At 43.4% G+C, this 18,326-nt stretch carries 16 protein-coding genes; 11 read left to right on the top strand and 5 right to left on the bottom strand.

Annotation, left to right across the window (positions count from 1 at the left end; all coding sequences use genetic code 11):
• The first annotated feature begins 9 nt into the window (after positions 1-9).
• The 3 genes from gatB (at position 10) to AC3WTL_RS22420 (ending at position 3,466) form a co-directional block, all read left to right on the top strand.
• Positions 10-1,437: an Asp-tRNA(Asn)/Glu-tRNA(Gln) amidotransferase subunit GatB gene (gatB, locus tag AC3WTL_RS22410; RefSeq protein WP_252220637.1), complete on the top strand. Its 1,428-nt coding sequence runs from the start codon at positions 10-12 to the stop codon at positions 1,435-1,437.
• A 381-nt stretch (positions 1,438-1,818) separates the two neighbouring features.
• The gene (locus tag AC3WTL_RS22415) at positions 1,819-2,379 is read left to right on the top strand and encodes a thioredoxin family protein (protein ID WP_252220638.1); all 561 of its coding nucleotides are present in this window, start codon (positions 1,819-1,821) and stop codon (positions 2,377-2,379) included.
• A 19-nt stretch (positions 2,380-2,398) separates the two neighbouring features.
• Positions 2,399-3,466: an NAD(P)H-dependent flavin oxidoreductase gene (locus AC3WTL_RS22420; protein ID WP_492370064.1), complete on the top strand. Its 1,068-nt coding sequence runs from the start codon at positions 2,399-2,401 to the stop codon at positions 3,464-3,466.
• Positions 3,467-3,911: 445 nt separating this feature from the next.
• Here the strand turns inward: AC3WTL_RS22420 and AC3WTL_RS22425 are convergent, their stop codons facing one another.
• Entirely contained in the window at positions 3,912-4,844 is a 933-nt protein-coding gene (locus AC3WTL_RS22425; RefSeq protein WP_048011107.1) for a manganese-dependent inorganic pyrophosphatase, read from the bottom strand.
• Between the two features lie 165 nt (positions 4,845-5,009).
• Here AC3WTL_RS22425 and AC3WTL_RS22430 point away from each other — a divergent pair, with 165 nt between their 5' ends.
• Entirely contained in the window at positions 5,010-5,774 is a 765-nt protein-coding gene (locus AC3WTL_RS22430; RefSeq protein WP_197249220.1) for a metallophosphoesterase family protein, read from the top strand.
• Between the two features lie 119 nt (positions 5,775-5,893).
• Here AC3WTL_RS22430 and AC3WTL_RS22435 read toward each other — a convergent pair whose 3' ends face one another.
• The 3 genes from AC3WTL_RS22435 to plsY form a co-directional block, all read right to left on the bottom strand.
• Complete coding sequence (locus AC3WTL_RS22435; protein WP_252220640.1) at positions 5,894-6,919, bottom strand: STAS domain-containing protein; 1,026 nt, start codon at positions 6,917-6,919, stop codon at positions 5,894-5,896.
• A 108-nt stretch (positions 6,920-7,027) separates the two neighbouring features.
• Positions 7,028-7,687: a DUF421 domain-containing protein gene (locus AC3WTL_RS22440; RefSeq protein ID WP_197249222.1), complete on the bottom strand. Its 660-nt coding sequence runs from the start codon at positions 7,685-7,687 to the stop codon at positions 7,028-7,030.
• 100 nt (positions 7,688-7,787) lie between these two features.
• Positions 7,788-8,414, bottom strand: a complete 627-nt coding sequence (gene plsY / locus AC3WTL_RS22445; protein WP_048009749.1) for a glycerol-3-phosphate 1-O-acyltransferase PlsY — start codon at positions 8,412-8,414, stop codon at positions 7,788-7,790.
• 363 nt (positions 8,415-8,777) lie between these two features.
• On the opposite strand from plsY, the gene AC3WTL_RS22450 reads away from it, so the two are divergent.
• The 6 genes from AC3WTL_RS22450 (at position 8,778) to AC3WTL_RS22475 (ending at position 14,866) form a co-directional block, all read left to right on the top strand.
• Positions 8,778-9,137 carry an anti-sigma factor gene (locus tag AC3WTL_RS22450; RefSeq protein WP_197249223.1) on the top strand — a complete coding sequence of 120 codons (360 nt, stop codon included), beginning with the start codon at positions 8,778-8,780 and terminating at the stop codon, positions 9,135-9,137.
• Between the two features lie 366 nt (positions 9,138-9,503).
• Positions 9,504-9,761, top strand: a complete 258-nt coding sequence (locus tag AC3WTL_RS22455; RefSeq protein WP_048009747.1) for a hypothetical protein — start codon at positions 9,504-9,506, stop codon at positions 9,759-9,761.
• Positions 9,762-9,810: 49 nt separating this feature from the next.
• Positions 9,811-10,428: a TetR/AcrR family transcriptional regulator gene (locus tag AC3WTL_RS22460; protein ID WP_197212643.1), complete on the top strand. Its 618-nt coding sequence runs from the start codon at positions 9,811-9,813 to the stop codon at positions 10,426-10,428.
• 251 nt (positions 10,429-10,679) lie between these two features.
• Positions 10,680-11,615: a diacylglycerol kinase gene (locus tag AC3WTL_RS22465; protein WP_197212640.1), complete on the top strand. Its 936-nt coding sequence runs from the start codon at positions 10,680-10,682 to the stop codon at positions 11,613-11,615.
• Between the two features lie 300 nt (positions 11,616-11,915).
• Positions 11,916-13,295, top strand: coding sequence for a 23S rRNA (uracil(1939)-C(5))-methyltransferase RlmD (gene rlmD, locus AC3WTL_RS22470; protein WP_492370065.1), 1,380 nt, complete (start codon positions 11,916-11,918; stop codon positions 13,293-13,295).
• Positions 13,296-13,402: 107 nt separating this feature from the next.
• Positions 13,403-14,866, top strand: coding sequence for a PAS domain-containing sensor histidine kinase (locus AC3WTL_RS22475; protein ID WP_197249226.1), 1,464 nt, complete (start codon positions 13,403-13,405; stop codon positions 14,864-14,866).
• 84 nt (positions 14,867-14,950) lie between these two features.
• Here AC3WTL_RS22475 and AC3WTL_RS22480 read toward each other — a convergent pair whose 3' ends face one another.
• A complete protein-coding gene (locus tag AC3WTL_RS22480; protein ID WP_492370066.1) occupies positions 14,951-16,864 on the bottom strand; it encodes an alkaline phosphatase family protein in 1,914 nt (637 codons plus the stop codon).
• A gap of 258 nt (positions 16,865-17,122) precedes the next feature.
• Here AC3WTL_RS22480 and AC3WTL_RS22485 point away from each other — a divergent pair, with 258 nt between their 5' ends.
• The gene (locus AC3WTL_RS22485; RefSeq protein WP_248349422.1) at positions 17,123-18,226 is read left to right on the top strand and encodes an SH3 domain-containing protein; all 1,104 of its coding nucleotides are present in this window, start codon (positions 17,123-17,125) and stop codon (positions 18,224-18,226) included.
• Positions 18,227-18,326 lie beyond the last annotated feature (100 nt).

Here is an 18,326-nt window from a genome sequence, read left to right on the forward strand (position 1 = left end):
GGGAAATTCATGAAATACGAAACGGTTATCGGACTTGAAGTACATGTTGAGCTAAAAACAGATTCAAAAATATTCTCGGCAAGCCCAAACCATTTTGGGGCGGAGCCAAACTCCAACACAACAGTAGTCGATCTCGGCTACCCTGGAGTGCTGCCTGTCATTAATAAAAAAGCAGTTGATTTCGGAATGAAGGCTGCGATGGCGCTGAACTGTGAAATCGCACCTGTTACAAAATTTGACCGGAAGAACTATTTTTACCCGGATAACCCAAAAGCCTACCAGATTTCGCAATTCGATAAGCCGATTGGCGAGCACGGGTGGATTGAGATCGAAGTCGACGGCTATAAGAAAAAAATCGGCATTACGCGGATTCATCTTGAAGAGGATGCAGGCAAGCTGTCTCATGCTAAAGGTTATTCACTTGTAGACTATAACCGTCAGGGTACTCCTCTGATCGAGATTGTTTCTGAGCCGGATATCCGCACACCTAATGAAGCATACGCATATTTGGAGAAGCTAAAGTCCATCATCCAGTATACTGGTGTTTCTGACTGTAAAATGGAGGAGGGTTCACTTCGCTGTGATGCGAATATCTCCCTTCGTCCTGTCGGCCAGGAGGAATTTGGCACAAAAACAGAGCTTAAGAACCTGAACTCGTTTAACTTTGTCCGCAAAGGGCTCGAGTACGAGGAGAAACGGCAGGAAGAGATTCTAAGTTCTGGCGGAACAATCCAGCAGGAAACATTGCGCTATGATGAAGCAACCAATAAAACGATCCTAATGCGGGTAAAAGAAGGTTCGGATGATTATCGTTATTTCCCTGAACCTGATTTACTTGATATCCATATTGATGAAGAGTGGAAAGAGCGCATCCGTGCAGAGATCCCTGAACTTCCGGACCAAAGAAAGAACCGCTATATTGAAGAACTTGGGCTCCCGGCTTATGATGCAGCTGTCCTGACAGTCACAAAAGAAACATCTGATTTCTTTGAAGCGGCTGTAAATAAAGGAGCAGACGCCAAACAGGCTTCCAACTGGGTAATGGGTGAATTGTCAGCTTACTTGAATGCTGAACAAAAAGAGCTAACCGATATAGCTTTGACACCTGAAGGACTTGCCGGCATGATTAACCTGATCGAAAACGGCACGATCTCTTCCAAAATTGCCAAAACAGTTTTTAAAGAGCTGGTTGAAAATGGCGGGGATCCGGAAACAATCGTAAAAGAAAAGGGCCTTGTCCAAATTTCGGACGAAGGCGCACTTCTTAAGATTATCGGTGAAACACTTGATGCGAATCCGCAATCCATCGAGGATTTCAAAAATGGAAAGCAAAAAGCAATCGGCTTCCTAGTCGGCCAAATTATGAAAGCCACTAAAGGACAGGCCAACCCGCCGCTTGTTAACAAATTATTGCAGCAGGAAATACAGAAAAGATAAAAGGTGAGCTGATGGGAATCCATCAGCTTTTCTTGTATGAATGTATAAACTTTTGAATATCGATAACTGTCTAGCTCCAGCGCCTACCCCCTCGAGGTCACAAGCCAATCCTTCCAAAAAGGCAAAGAGCGCCTTTCCGGAAGGCTCGTCTTGTGCTTGAGGCCCCCAGGATGGGGGTCATGCAGACGTTGCCACAGGACGTGGCGCTCCTAGTCTGCTTTCCTTAGTGAGCAAGGCGCTTGCGCTTTTCCTGTATTCGACAAAAATAATCTCTATTTCCCAGGAAAAGATTTGGTTTTACAAAGTGCTGCAGCAAATGCAGGAATGAAAGCGGATAATAAAGAATAAACACTAAAGATATCGAAAAAAGGGAGTGGGTTTATGGAATTAATGGATTGGTTTGCAAAGGGTCTAAGTACGCAGAATTATATAGAAGCGATGCAAGTTAACAAAGAAGAGATGAATAAAATCTATAATCTTTTTTCATTATCCGATGACGAAAAAACAAGATTGGCAGAGCTTAAGGATGCTGACATGAAAGTAATTGCCCTCACTGAGGATTGGTGCGGTGATGCGATGCTGAATAATCCGATTCTATTAAAAATCGCAGAGGAAACCGGCATGGAAGTCCGTTTTGTTTTGAGGGATCAGAACCTTGAGCTTATGGACCAGTATTTGACTAACGGAACATCCAGAGCGATACCGATTTATATCTTTATTGATAAAGAAGGGGATGAATTTGCTGTTTGGGGACCGCGTGCCAAACAGATTCAGGAACTGGTGGATAGTGAAAGAAGCAAGCTTCCTGCACAGGAAGCTGAGGACTTTAAGGAAAAACAAATGAGCATGTACAGGAAACTAACCTCTTCCTATCAGGAGGATTCGAAGATTTGGCATACAGTTGCTGATAGTATAATAGATGTTCTTGTTTCGGGAAAATAAAGGGGGAAGGGTGTTTTAAATGGGCTGGAACCGAAATTCCATCACTGCGAAACTGGATATAAAATACCCTGTTTTCCAGGCTCCCATGGCTGGAGGGATGACAACGCCGCAATTAATCAGCGAGGTATCAAATTGCGGCGGGCTTGGAAATATGGGTGCCGGCTATATGAGTCCGGATGAAATAAGAGAGAATATAAAACAGATTCAGAAATTGACTGATCGGCCATTTGGCGTCAATCTCTTTGTTCCGGATAGTGAGGCTTCGGCGGATACAGAGGACATCAGCAGCATGGGGGATGTGCTTGAACGATACAGCAGTGAACTTGGTATGGCGGGAAAACCAGCTCTTCCGGATAAGGATTATGCTGCTTTATACAAAAAACAGCTTGATGTTTTGATGGAAGAACGTGTGCCTGCTTGCAGCTTTACGTTTGGCATACCCGATTCGGCCATTATTTCTGAATTGAAGAAACAGGGTACGCTGATTATTGGAACTGCAACGAATGTCAATGAGGCAGTGGAATGGGAAGAGGCGGGCGCAGATATCATTGTTGTTCAGGGGTCAGAAGCAGGGGGGCACCGCGGAACTTTTCACAAGGAAGAAAGCGGGATGATCGGTTCCATGGTTCTCATACCGCAGGCGGCAGATGCAGTAAGCTGTCCTGTGGCTGCAGCAGGGGGAATCATGGATGCACGGGGTATTGCTGCTGCCATGATCCTTGGAGCAGAAGGAGTCCAGCTTGGAACGGCTTTTCTTACATGCAGGGAAAGCGGGGCTCACCGGTTGTATAAGCGAGCTCTAGTAAATGCAGGGAATGACCAGACAGCTGTGACGAAAGCATTCTCAGGAAAGCCTGCAAGAGGGATTCGCAACAGGTTCATGGAAGAAATGAAAGGCAGGCAGGTGTTGCCTTATCCATTGCAGAATGATATGACAGCTCCTATCCGGAAGCATGCAGCGAAGCTTGAGCGGACGGAGTTTATGTCCTTATGGGCCGGACAGGGAGTAGGAATGGCTGAAGAGGTGACAGTGAAGGAACTGATGACCAGGCTTGTTAAGGGGACAGAATTATTATTGGATAAGTAAAAAGCAGTGCCAAGTGTGGCACTGCTTTTATCTTATCGCAGTCTAACGAGCAGTAAGACCCCCACTTCAAGATTCAGAGGAATCAACGGAGGATAAGTGGGGGTCAAACTGCCCGTAAGGCCCGATTGGTGAGATACAGTGAAACTTGCCGACGCGCATGCAGAGGCTTAGTTGAACCAATCGGGTTCGTAGTGTCGATTGATCGAAGCGCTAGCGGAGATCTTAGCGACACTAGAACGCGACTAACAATCAGTGGGGGATAAGGAAAACCCCACTGATTGAAGTTTCACTTTATCGCAGTCTAACGGGCAGTAAGACCCCCACTTGAAGACTCAGAAAGAATCAACGGAGGATAAGTGGGGGTCAAACTGCCCGTAAAGGCCCGATTGGTTCAACTAACAATCAGTGGGGGATAAAGAAAACCCCCACTGATTGAAGTTTCACTTTATTTGCCGGCCAATACGTTTGTAAGAGGCGGTACAATTTGCTTTTTGCGTGAAACAACGCCCTTCAATACGGCACTGTTGTTTTCAAGTGTTACATCATAAGCTTTTTCAACTGCTGCAGCTTCTTTGCCAAGAGAAATGGCAACTGAGTCGTTGTTAAGGATATCAGTTAAAACAAAAACAAAAAGATCCAGCTCTTTGTTGTTAATGTTTTCAGTAATTACAGCTTCCAATTCTTCCTGGCGGCTTAGTACGTCATTCAGGTCCACAGCATTAACCTGAGCGATTTCTGTTTTATAGCTTCCCATTTGGAATTCCTTTGCGTCAAGGGAGATTAGCTCTTTCACACTCTTCTTGCTTAGGTCTGCTCCTGCTTTCAGCATTTCCAGACCATATTCTTCAGCGTTTACTCCCGCAATTTCAGCAAGTTCGCGTGCTGCTGCAACGTCCTGGTCTGTGCATGTTGGAGATTTGAACAGCAGGGAATCGGAAATGATGGCAGAAAGCATAAGGCCAGCAGTTTCCTTGCTGATTTCCACTCCGTTTTCTTTGTACATTTTGTTCAGAATGGTTGCTGTACAGCCAACAGGCTCTGCACGGTAGTAAAGCGGATCGCTTGTTTCAAAATTCGCAATGCGGTGGTGGTCAATAACCTCCAGGATTTTCACATCTCTGATATCATCAGCGCTTTGCTGGAATTCGTTGTGGTCTACAAGAATTACTTCGCCCGCTTCCTTGGATACTGCTTCAACAAGCCGGGGAGCTTCAGTCTTAAAATAATCCAGGGCATATTGTGTTTCCTCATTTACCTTGCCCAGGCGGATTGGCTCTGCATCAACGCCTAATTTGTTTTTTAATTCTGCATAAGCAAGTGCTGAACAGATTGAGTCAGTGTCAGGGTTTTTGTGTCCAAATACAAATACTTTTGACATAATTCCTACTCCTTCTATATGTAATGTTGGTTTTTGCATGCTGTTATTTTACCATATTTCTAATGTAATGGCGGTACGGGGAAAAATCAAATTTTGTTTTTTTCAATTGTTGGAGGAAGCTTGAGTGTTTTGGAGAAATATAAAAAAAGTAAGGAGGAGACAAACATGGGAAAAGTAGCCGTAATATCTGACATTCATGGAAATATCACAGCTCTGGAGGCTGTTCTGGACAATATCCGTGAACGCGGAATAGAGAATATTTTTTGCCTTGGTGACTTAATAGGAAAAGGACCCAATTCTCTTAAAGCTGTTGAATGGATTAAAGAGACCTGTGAAGTGGTCCTCCTTGGGAACTGGGATGACTTTATGCAGAAGCCGCTGGATTTTGAAGAGGGGCAGTGGCATCAGAGACAGCTGGGTGAAGAGGCCCTGTCCTACTTAGGCACGCTTCCGTTCCATCACGATTTTTATATGAGCGGAAAATATATCAGACTCTACCATGCTTCAGCCAAAAGCATTTATCACCGGGTTGTGCCGATGAGGGATTCGTATGAAGAAAAACTGGCTATGTTCGAGAATACAGAGAATATTACTGCCGGAGAGGATGGCAGGATTCCGGATGTTATCGGGTACGGGGATATTCACGCAGCCCTGGTTGAACCGATTCATCCGCAAAAGACACTATTCAATGCGGGAAGCGTCGGGAACTCCCTTGATATCCCTCAGGCTACCTATGCAATTTTGCATGGGGAATACTTATCAAAAGAGGACGCGCCTTTTTCCATCGAGATTGTCAGGGTTCCATATGATATTGAGAAAGAAATCAGTATGGCCAAAGATATGGGAATGCCGAATCTTGAGGCCTACGCGCTGGAGCTGCGCGAAGCGAAATATAGGGGGGCGCCGAAGAAAGTGCAGGCAGAGAAATAGGAGCCACCGGTCCTGAAGGCACATAAAAAATGCTAATCCTCACTGAATTTACGAATGCAGCCATAAAAACAACCCAAAAAGCTGACTTACGTCCAATGCGAAGTCAGCTTTTTGTATGATTAAAAGATTTTCCTGCCTTTTTTGGAAAGAGCGTAATAAATGCCGTGCTGCAGGTTTGTGAAGCAGTTAAATTTAGAGAGGTTAAAATTCGTTTCCGTAATTTTAGTGCCAAGTTCCGGAGAAATGCCAACCAGGATCGTTTCGGTGCCGATCAGATTAGCTGCAGCAGCCAGTTTGCTTAAGAATTCCACCGTATAGGCACTGATGGACTGATTTAACCCGGTCAAGTCCAGGATTAGGCAATCTGCCTGGTGCTTCGGAAGGCTATGAAGAGTTTTATCGACGAGTTCTTCAGAGCGGAATTCATCATATCTTCCCAAAAGAGGAACAACAACAATTCCATCAAGGACAGGAATAACCGGTGAAGAGATTTCTTTAACAAGCTGTTTTAATTCAATCGTCCGGTCCTCCACTAACTTTTCAAGCTCGCTGATTTTTTTTGATTCTTCGCGCCTCGCTAAAGCGTGTATATTTTCCTCAACAGTAACGCTTGAAGGGAAGTAATCCAGCTCTGTATAGTCCTGTCCGGCCAACTGGTCTGCTGCCTTTTTATACCAAAGGCTTGTGCCAAACACAGCGGAAAAGATTCCTGCAAAATGTCCCGGCAGGAATGTTCCAGACTCGTTTTTCCCTTGTTCTTTGTTAATCTTATATTCCCAGCTGTCAAGTGCTCTGACCCTGGCGGTTTTCGCAGCAGGATCTAAATCAGTAATGATATATTTTCCCCAGCCGGCAGAAGCATATATTCTGGGGATGATATTGGCCACTTCTTCTATGGGAAGTCCTAAATCCTTGAAGAATGTTCCTACTACCATTCCCTGCCTGAAGCCGGTGGTCTCAAGTACAATGCTGGAAGTTTCCTTTCCAGAGATCTCTTCAATAGTATCGAAGAAGCTTTTCATGGCGGATTTTATCCAAAATAAGACCGCATCATCGCCTTCAAAATTAAACAGACCTTTTTCAAGGTCCCAATTAAAATCAAAACCATCAATTTTCGTTTCAAGCACTAGGCTATTTTCTGTCATACCATTACCCCCTGATATTGATATGTATAGTTAAATCACTTTTATTTGTCTAGTAAGTAACCAATTTTATATACCCTCAGCTTCAAACCCTAAACCTATTTTAGAAAATTATCTGCGTCTGTTTATATTCAATTTCTTTGACTTTTCATTCACATAAGCGTACATAATCTCTTTCTCATTCAAATGGTTTTTTCGAAGCTGGTCTAATAGCCAATCCTTAGTCTGTCCGAGCAGCTCGAGATTACGCGCTTGAATCCTGCCATCCACAATCACTGCAATCGGGAGCCCCTCATCCTGAATAGGGATCTTTAAATGCTCAACTGTTACAGGCGTATTGGCCACTTTCGGTATGATGCTCACTTCACCGATTGGCTCGAGAATAGCGTAATCAACATCCGCAATCTTGGGGTAGCCTTTGCTTCTTAAGATGGACAGCAGCTGAGACATGGAAAGATGGGACTTCTCCAGATTGTCTTCAAGGATTTCCCCATTTTTAATCAGCATCGTCGGCTCACCAAGAAAAAAACGGTTGCCAATCTGGTTTAAAGTCAAATATGAGAAAAGAATGTGGAGGCCCACAAGAATGGCCAATGCTATTAATGTCGGCAAGTATTCTGTGCTAATGAGAGGCTCAGAAGCAACTGTGCCAACGATAATAATGGCGACAAGGTCATAAGGTGTCATCTGGATAATCGTAGATTTCCCCATCAGTCTCATAATCATGATAGTGATTAAGTAAAGACTCGCTATTTTTAAGATCAAGAACATATGTAAGCTCCTTTGAACGCACTTTATTCAAAGGTTTTGCTTAAAGAGCTGCTTATATGTGAAAAATAATAAAAAACCCGAATGCAGATACGGGTTTCAATCAGGCTCGCTTTTTATCATCTCTTGGAGGGATGCGGTCATCTTTTAAGCGCTTATCATTGATTTTAGGCTCATTATTATCAATAAAGTTCTTAATGTTTGAGCGATGCAGGAAAATCAGAAATAATAAGAAAATAGAAAAGATAAGTTCATGTTCAGTGCCTTCAGTAAATAAGGAATAGACAAGCAAGGATGCACCCACCGATAAAGAGCCGAAAAAAACATACTTGGTCAGGAAAATGACAGCCACAAAAGAAATATAGGCGATTAAAAACATCCAGATATTTGCAGCAATCAATACGCCAGCTGTGGTTGCGATGGCTTTTCCTCCGCGGAATCCTGCAAAGATCGGAAAGCAGTGGCCGGCAACTGCGACCATCCCGACTATTAGCGGATCAGCTTCAGCATTCAGAATGACAGGAATTGCCGCAGCGGCGGCACCCTTGCCCACATCGACCAGCAGAACCACGATAGCCGCTTTTTTGCCAAGAACCCTTAATGTATTAGTCGCACCAGGATTATTGCTGCCATGATCACGAATGTCAATTCCAAAGGCAAATCTGCCAAATAATAAGGCAGTAGGAATTGATCCTATTAAGTATGCTGCCAGGTAAATAAGAAGAGTCATCGTATTCATCCTTTTTCATCAATATATTCAGTTGTTAATTAGAGTTGTCCATTATTTGAAAATTTTTTACTAGCCTCCTCTGCATGTAGTCATCGCTTACAGTTTACCATATAATGGTTTAGTGAAGAGGGAGAATTAATCATTATCCAGAATAGAAAATTCTGTAACTTATTTAGTGAGAGATTATTATAAGTAAGGTATTGAATTATTCCATTCTCTAAATTATGATTGTTTCGGCACTCAAAAAGATAACATGTAATTCGAATAGTTATAAGGATATGTTTGATAAAAATAATACCCTGCAGGATATTATTTGTGTTTCAAAGCACGACCTGTAAGGAACTTTGGAAGGAGATGATTTTCATGGAGCATTTTTCATTGGAGGAATGGCGGAAATATGCAAAAAATGAACTTTCTGAACCTGAGCGTGAACTCTATGAAAATCATCTATATATATGTGATCAATGTCTGGAAGTGTACCTTGAAGCGATGGACGAGGAGGAGGACTCTTTGCCGGCAATGCCGGGGGAAGAGGACTTTACAACTCTTGTCATGGCTCAGATTACAGGCGAAATTCCCGAAGAAGCTTCTAAGGAACAGAGTGGGCTGCCAACTAAAGGCTCTTTGTTTGAGCGCTGGTTTCCTCTTGCCTTTGCCGGCTTTATGCTCATTGGGGGATTAGTAACCATGTACCGGGAGAAAAATCAAATAGATCAGGAGTAACTCTTAACGGAAGTTAGGAGTTTTTTATATTGGCTCTGTTATAGATTATTGTTGTTTTTTTAGCATCCTGTTGATTGGAGCGGAAGGCACGAGATCCTCGAAAATGCATTCGCATGTTCTTCGTGCGGTGTTTACTCAAGGAAGCTTATTCAAAGTCCTGAAGGAGTGCGAATCAAAGGGAGACCCAGCAGGAGCAAAGCGACGAGGAGGCTCCCGGACCGCCCGCGGAAAGGGAGTGCCTAAAGCGGAAGTCAACAGGCCAATTTAATAGAACTATATGAAAAAATTTGAAAATTCATATAAAAATATTTACAATAAAAAGACCGATCAGTTTATTTTTAATTACAAACCTGGGGAGTGGGAGATATGGGAAGAAGGCAGGTTCCGCAGGAAATGCAAAAAAAGAGCAAGAGTGTACATCTTGAGCAATGGATTTGGGATTTGGCAGCGCAAATGCAGCCGTGCCGTTCAGCAGCTATCAGAGATTTATTTCTCGCTAAAATGAAAGAAGACTTGATAAAAGCGGGATTGGCTGAGGAAAATACGGAAATCACGAGTGAACATGCCAGCCTGTATTCAGAAGAAATTCTGAAAAGCAGTGAAATCAGCCGGAAGTGCTGCTGATAAATTAATAACTAAAAGAGAATAAATCAAATGCCTTGGAGGGACAGAATTGCCGCCAATCGTATCAGAGGAATATAAACGGAAAAAAAAGAAAGAGATCCTGTCGGGCGCCTTGGCCTGCTTTGCCAAAAAAGGATTTCAGGCAGCGACCATAGATGATATTGTCGCTTATTCAGGAATCAGCAAGGGAGCTATCTATAATTATTTTAAAAGCAAGGAAGAAATCTATCTGGAGCTGTTGAATGAGCAGACAGAATCAGCTAATGCAAGACTTGCAGAGAAAATATCGATGTTCTCCTCCGCAGAAGAGAAACTTGAATACCTGTTTGACTTGTACAGGGATATGAGTCCATTCAGCCAGGAACGGAAAGATAGAATAACTGTGCAGCTGGAATTTACGCTCCATTCCTCAAGAGATGAGAACCTGAATCGAATCCTGAATGAGCGTGGAAAGAAGTTCTTTTTAAAGCTTATAACAGATATTATGGAGGAAGGACAGAACACCGGGGAATTCCGTTCCGATGCAGATCCAAACCATGTAGCAGGATTGTTTTGGACTTTTATGGACGGGGCAATGCTTCATAGAGTAATTAATGAAGAATATCCATATAGAACCATTATTGACTACGTTAAGAGCCTTGTTTTGCAAGACCTCAAACAGGAGTAATGCTTAACCTCATCCTGGATAATACTGATTTGAAGCACCTGGCCAAGAAATATAACTTAATTACGATACTTTTTTGCTTAATGAGGGTATAATTCATTTGTGCATCTGTCCACTTGTGAAAACACCAGGAAGTGAATAGAATAGAAACGGTTAGCTGTGAAAATTGCTAAGCCGCGGACTATTCGCTATGATGTAAAAAGATGGAATGAAAAGTATTAAGTTTAGATATTTCAATAATAGGATGATGGGCTATGAAAAGAGCAAGAATTATTTATAACCCGACTTCAGGCCGGGAAATTTTTAAAAGACATTTAGCAGAGGTTTTGCAGAAATTGGAGACAGCTGGCTATGAAACGTCATGCCATGCTACCACAGGTGAAGGGGATGCCATTAAAGCTGCCCGGACAGCTGTTGAACGCAGATTCGACCTGGTCGTTGCAGCAGGCGGTGACGGCACGATTAACGAGGTTGTAAATGGACTCGCTGAACAGGATTACCGTCCGCGCCTCGGCATTATCCCAATGGGCACAACTAATGATTTTGCCCGTGCACTCCATATTCCAAGAGATGTGGAAGCGGCAGCGGATATTATTGTAAAAGGAGATACCATTCCTGTTGATATTGGCCGCATTAATGATAAATATTTTATTAATATCGCTGGCGGAGGAAGGCTGACAGAGCTGACTTACGAGGTGCCAAGCAAGCTTAAAACCATGATTGGCCAGCTTGCCTATTACCTTAAGGGAATTGAAATGCTGCCTTCTATCCGTTCAACTGAAGTCAGCATTGAGTTTGACGGGAAAATCTTTGAGGGTGAAGCCATGCTTTTCCTTGTCGGTCTGACAAATTCAGTCGGCGGTTTTGAAAAACTTGCGCCGGATTCCTGTATTAATGACGGACTCTTCTCCCTGCTGATCTTAAAGAAAACCAATCTCGCCGATTTTATCCGGATCGCGACAATGGCAGTCCGGGGTGAGCATGTAAAGGATCCGAATGTCATCTACACGCAGGCAAACCGCATTAAAGTGCGATCCAAGGAGAAGGTACAGCTCAATCTTGACGGTGAATTTGGCGGGCTTCTTCCTGCCGAATTCGTAAACCTGTACAGGCATTTGGAAGTATTTGTTCCTATCGATCAGATTCGTGAGGAAGACCGCCCGACAGATTGGGAAAGCTCCCATGAATAATAGGAGGTCCGCTCTATTACAGAGCGGGCTTTTATTTTGCAGTAACACAAGAAGTTGTGAACGATGCAAATAGAAAAGTATTACTGCAAATAGAAGTGTGAAAGAGCACATAGACAGGAGAATCCTGCAAATGGACTGGGAAAAATGCAAATACAGGATTCGTTTCTGCAAATAGACATGCTGCGGGGTATGCAGGTCCAAAGGATCTGAAAGATATCCATTTCGTATTTAACCCTATTTTGTGATACAATCTGTCTAGTCAAAATAGGTCACGGAATTAAGCTGAAAAGGAAGAAAATGATGAGCAGAACATTACCTGTGCAAAAAAATGATTATATAGATGTGATATTTGAGGATTTGACCCATGAAGGGGCAGGAGTGGCAAAGGTTGACGGCTACCCGTTATTTGTGCCGGATGGACTTCCGGGTGAGAGAGCGAAAGTTAAAGTAATAAAGGTGAATAAGGGATATGGGTTTGGGCGCTTGATTGAGACCTATGAAAGCAGCCCATACCGGGTGGAAGCACCCTGCCCGATTTATAAGGAGTGCGGAGGATGTCAGCTGCAGCACCTGAGCTATGAAGGCCAGCTAATTGCCAAGGAAAAACAGGTCAGAGATGTACTGGAAAGAATCGGGAAACTAGTGGGCGTCAAGGTGCATCCGGTTCTCGGCATGAAGAATCCGTGGCGCTACAGAAATAAAGCGCAGGTTCCGATTGGCGAGCAGGAAGGCGGTCTGATCGGCGGATTTTACCAGCAGCGCACCCACCAGATCATCGATATGAAGGAATGTCTCATTCAGCAGGAAAAAAATGATGAGGTTGTTCAAAAGGTAAAGGAAATTTGCGGCCGCTATGGTGTCCGAGCTTATGATGAAGGCAGGCATAAAGGTGAGCTCCGCCACGTGATGGCGCGCTATGGTCTTGTGACAGGCGAAGTAATGATTGTCCTTGTTACAAGGACGAACGAGCTCCCGAATAAGCAAAAGATTGTGGAAGAGATTGCAGCAAGTATCGAAGGTGTTAAATCCATCGTCCAGAATGTGAATTCGCGGAAGACAAATGTGATCATGGGAGATGTTACACGAGTTCTCTGGGGCGAAGAAGTGATCTATGATTTTATTGGCGATATCCAATTTGCGATCTCCGCCCTCTCCTTTTATCAGGTGAATCCGGAGCAAACGAAGGTTTTATATGATAAGGCACTGGAATATGCAAATTTAAGCGGAGAAGAAAAGGTTATCGATGCGTACTGCGGAATTGGCACCATTTCTCTTTTTCTTGCACAGAAAGCAAAAGAAGTGTTCGGAGTTGAAATCGTGCCGGAAGCCATTGAGGATGCGAAGAGGAATGCGGAATTGAACCGGATGACAAATGCTTCATTCGCAGTCGGGAAAGCAGAAGAAGTAATTCCTGAATGGTATAAAAAAGGGAACACGGCAGATGTGCTGGTCGTTGACCCGCCGCGCAAAGGCTGTGATGAGGCTCTTTTGAAAACCATTTTAAGCATGAAGCCAAAGAAAGTCGTCTATGTATCCTGCAATCCGGGAACATTGGCAAGGGATCTGCGTATTTTAGAGGATGGCGGATATAAAACCATCGAAGTGCAGCCTGTGGACATGTTCCCACAGACTATGCATTGTGAAGCAGTCGCGGGATTAGAATGGAAAGAGGGCAGCTGACCTGAGGGAAAGCTGCTTTTTTTTTTGAGTTCTAAAGAATCCTCATGCTTTTTTTTATATAATTCTGTAAAATATAGTTTATAGAGTTATTTAATGGGGTGAGGTTAATGGTCAATGATTTCCCGATCCTAGGTAATGATGGTGAATCGATTTATTCCAATCCTGATGAATTGCTTGATTTGTTCCTGAATTGTACGGCAGATGGGGTAGCCATCATAGATATGGAAAACCGTTTTATAAGGGTTAATCATATGTATACGGTGATTTTTGGTTATACCGAAGCGCAGGTTATCGGCAGGAAGTTTACCGATTTTCAGAACCCGGAAGAAGTGAAGGGGATAATAAAACTGGTCAAGCTGGGGAAAGTATACAGCAATGTGATCACAAAGCGCTATCATCAGGATGGTTCGATTCTGGATATATCGGTTTCCTATTCTCCTTTCAGAAATTCCAAGGGAAAAATCATTGCCGTTCTGGCTATATTCCGAGATATGACAGAGTTTAAAAGCATGGAGAGGGAATTAAGAAAAACCAGGGAACTGTACGATTTGATTACGAAGAATACAACAGATATGATCAAGGTCTTCACAAGAGAACAAACGGTGATTTATGCATCCCCATCTCACGAAAATGTATTGGGGTATTCGCCGGTGCAGCTTGTGGGGAAGTCCTGTACCACTATCATATATTCCGAGGAAGAGAGAGAAAAGTTTAACAAAGTCTCTCAAAACCTGCTTGAAACAGGAGAGCCACAGCTCCTTGAGACAAAAATGAATACGGCCAATGGTGATGTCGTTTTCGTGGAGACTAGCATTTCCCCTATTTTCAACGACAGGGGCGAAATTGAATTATTTGTGGCAGTAGGCAGAAACATAACAGACAGAGTGAATAATGATGCTGTTTTGCGGAATTTGGATCGCCTTTCCATTATCGGACAGCTTGCAGCAGGGGTTGCCCACGAAATCAGGAACCCGCTGACTTCTCTAAAAGGTTTTTCAAAACTGCTCCAATCAAGCATTAATCAGGAAAAGCAGGATAATTATCTATCCATTATTATGGAAGAGCTGGATCGAATTGATATCATTGTCAATGAGTTCATGTCTTTGGCAAAGCCTCAGGCAATCGAGTTTGAGAAAGGGAACTTAATGTCCATTCTGGAAAGTACGATTAAGGTGCTTCATCCGCAGGCACTGCTTCATAACGTCCAGATACATCTCAAACATAGTGAGAATGATATCATGCTATTATGTTCACCTCCTCAGCTGAAGCAAGTGTTTGTGAACTTTTTAAAAAATGCAATTGAAGCTATGCCGAATGGCGGAAATGTATATATCAGCATGCAGCAAATAGAGCGCGGGCGTGTAAGGATTGCTTTTGCAGATGAAGGAGCAGGCATTGATGATGAAATGCTGAAGCATCTTGGGACACCTTTTTATACAACAAAAGATAAAGGAATCGGTCTGGGGCTCACGGTCAGCAACAAAATAATACAGGAACACCAAGGGCTGATGACTATCGATAGTTTTATAGGTGAAGGAACTACAGTAACAGTAGAATTGGATTGTATATAGTTTGTTCTGCTCATCTCTTTAGGGGTGGGTTTTTTTCAAAAATGAAACACGGCCTTGCAGCATATAGCAAGGCCGTGTTTTTAATTAAAATGCATCTTTCAGAACTTCACCCTCCAAAAAGTCAGGAGCCGGTATCTCCAGCAGTTTATAAACTGTCGGGGCGATATCCAGTGTGGTAATCGAACCAATTCCGCTGTTACTTTTAAAAGAAGGACCCTGTGCAAAGAATACCGCCTTGAGTTCTTTCCGGTCAGGATTGCCGCCATGGCTGCCAAGTTCTATTGCCGGCATTTGGGGGTCTGTTAAGCTGCTGCCCATCATATAGCCACTTGCACCAAGCAGCAATATGTCTCCCTGGTTAGGGTGCTTATTCTCTTTATTGTTATCATAGGCAATCTGATAAGGCTTTTCTTGTTTCCTGAAAAGGTAATTGGAAAATTGCTTTGCCGTTTGATTAAATTGGCTGAACTTTCCTTCGGCGAGAAAATCACCGGCTTCACCTAAATAGCCCTTAAGGATTTTTGTCTTAAATTCGGGTTTGATTTTATATTCGCTAAAGAGCTTCACCACTTGGTCTGCAGCCTTTTCCTTTTCTCTTTTGGTGAGGTTTTCATTCAGATATATTTGGGCAGCTGATCCGCTGGCTACAGCCATTGCTTTGGAGTTCTCCTCATCCACTTTGCCTTTTTTATCTGTTTTTAAGAGACCTGCTTCTTTCAGAAGTGTGTTTGGAGCCAGAATGGTGTGGACTGACTCCATGCCGTGATCAGATACCAAAAGAAGGTGGTCTTCTTCGCTAAGGCTGTCCATCGTCTGTCCTACTACATCATCTGCAAGCTTGTAGGCCCATTCAATGTATTTCGAATGTCTTTGGGAATTTCCCTCTGAATACCCGGGCTGCCGCGGATCTGTCAGCAGAAAATGATGTGATTCATAATCAATCTGAGGTGTGTAAAACATCAGCAGATCGGGCTGGTATTTTTCTTTAATATAAAGAGACACATCAGTTGCCCAGTGGACAAAACGCGAACCAATTTCCTCGTACTCTTCCCGAGTAATCCACTTTTTTTCAAAAGCCTTTGTATCATCCTGGACGGGGAAAAAGCCGAATTCCGATAGCAGCTCCTCTTCAAATCCTTCTGGACCTTCAATGAGGGCTGATGTAACAGCAGTCCGGTAAATGCTCGCTTTCTCAAGGCTGGTATCAGTCTTCAGCTTAAACCAAAATCCTGCAGATTCACCGTCAGCTTCAACAGGAATTGATCCCCATTCATTGGCATTGACGATAACATCTTCGGAGTCTGCACCACGGTTTTCCGAAAAAATGAAGCGGTTATAACTGGTTTTTCCATCATCCGAAGTGTCTAAAGCTAATATATAGATCTCTTTATTCTGTGCTTTTTTCAAAGGAAGCTTCACTATAGCTTCCTTTGCAGGGCTGAAGCTGTTTTCGGTGTGCTTCCAGCTCTCTGTTTTTTTGAACTGAAGCTTATCGAGTGAGCTCTCTGCCCAGGTTTCCCCATAATAAACTGCATAATCAGCCTGTTCGCCTGCATCAGGGTTTGATCCGGGAAACAGCACGGTGGCCGTTGTTTTGCCATTCTTTTTGGCTTCTGCCCAAAGCGGGCTTTTATCAAGCGGCTGATGAAAAGCGCTTTCTCCATTGGCCAATTCCTTGTTGGGATCCTGCCATTTATTGCTGACCATACCGGTTTCCGATGGAGCTGCACCTGAGGCAATGGCCGCATGGGATGGTGCAGTGAGCGAAGGGGTTACGGTTTTGGAATCCTTGGCAGCCACTCCGTTCTTCATAAGTGATTTAAAATGAGGAAGCTTGCCGTCCTGTATAAACTCTTTTACCAGGTCGTTCCTCATTCCATCAAAGGAGACCAGCACAACCTTGTTTTCCTTCCCAATCGTATCCTCTGCATATCCAGAGGAAGGGAATATAATCGATCCTATTAATAAAATTACTATATGAAAATAGTGCTTGTTCATTATGTTTCCTCCAAGATGTAAGTGAATTGGTACAAGAGTTTATTCCCTGCAGCCCTTATAATTAAACTTTTTCAAAAGGGAAGATATACAGATGCCAAATATACTGACTCTGCCAAATAAGCAAATTCAAACTGATTCAATAGAATCAATAAAATTTTTCCAGTCCCAAAGAGGTAGACTTGAAGTTTGCTAATCTTTATTTTTAGAGTAGTCCGCAAAATTCGACAGAAATAAAATCAGGGATATGGAGGAAAGTGTATGGCAATTTTAAAAGGTTCATATGGAAACAGAGCTATATTAAAAGGCACTGTTGCTGCAGCTATTTTGGCAGGAGGAGTCTTGGCGCCGTCAATTCCGAGCCTTTCAAACGTGGCAGTGGCAGAAGCGGCTTCCGCTACCTACACAGTGGATGCAACCAGTCTGAACGTCCGTTCCGGTCCGGGAACAAATTACAGCCGGATTGGCAGCCTGGCTCAAGGAAGCAGTATTCAGGCGATTGAACGACTTGCAAACGGCTGGTACAAAATTAACTACAATGGCAAAACAGGCTATGTCAGCGGCCAGTATGTCAAAACAAATGAAAAGCTTTACCGGGTGGATGCTACGTCATTAAATGTCCGGAAAGGTCCGGGTACAAATTACGGGAAAATAGGGTCCTTGAAGAACGGATCTATATTGAATGTTATACATAAGGAAAGCAATGGCTGGTATAAAATTTCTTACAATGGCGGAACGGGTTATGTAAGCGGTGAGTATGTGAAAGCCAGTGATGCCCGCCTGTCCAAAATTAATGTGCCGCTCATTGCCCAGCGTCCGGAGCTGCCAAGCGGATGTGAAGTCACTTCCCTTGCGATGGCATTAAAGTTTTATGGAGTTAATGTCAGCAAAACCACCCTGGCAAAAAAAATGCCATATGACTCAACCAAGCTGGTAAGAAATGCAGACGGGTCAATTAAAACCTGGGGGGACCCTGATGTCGGATTCGTTGGAACACCTTTTGGCAACGGACACACGATAAATCCGGGGCCGCTGAAAAAGCTGCTTGATCAATATCGTCCTGGTGGTGTAAATCTGACCGGAAAAGATTTCTCGGAAATAGAAAAGGCTGTTTCAGAGGGTAACCCTGTTCTGGCGTGGTTTACAATCAGCCATGAAATGCCGAATAAAAGAACCTGGAAAACGCCTGCCGGCAAAACTATCAGCGCACCGACACCTCTGCACTGTATTGTCGTAACCGGTGTGGATGCCGATTATGTTTATTTTAATGACAGTGAAGCTGTTAAAAAAGATGTTAAAATGCCAAAAGAAAAGTTCATTAAGATCTACAATGCCATGGGCAAGCGTGCATTAGCGGTTAAATAGCCATAAAGCACCTGCGGAAAAATTGGACTGACCCACAGTTTTGAGACTTAGAAAAAACACCTATGCTGCCTGTCCTCTATATTCGATAGGGGACAGGTAG

This window comes from Cytobacillus sp. EB106-05-05-XG126 (genome assembly GCF_058791715.1).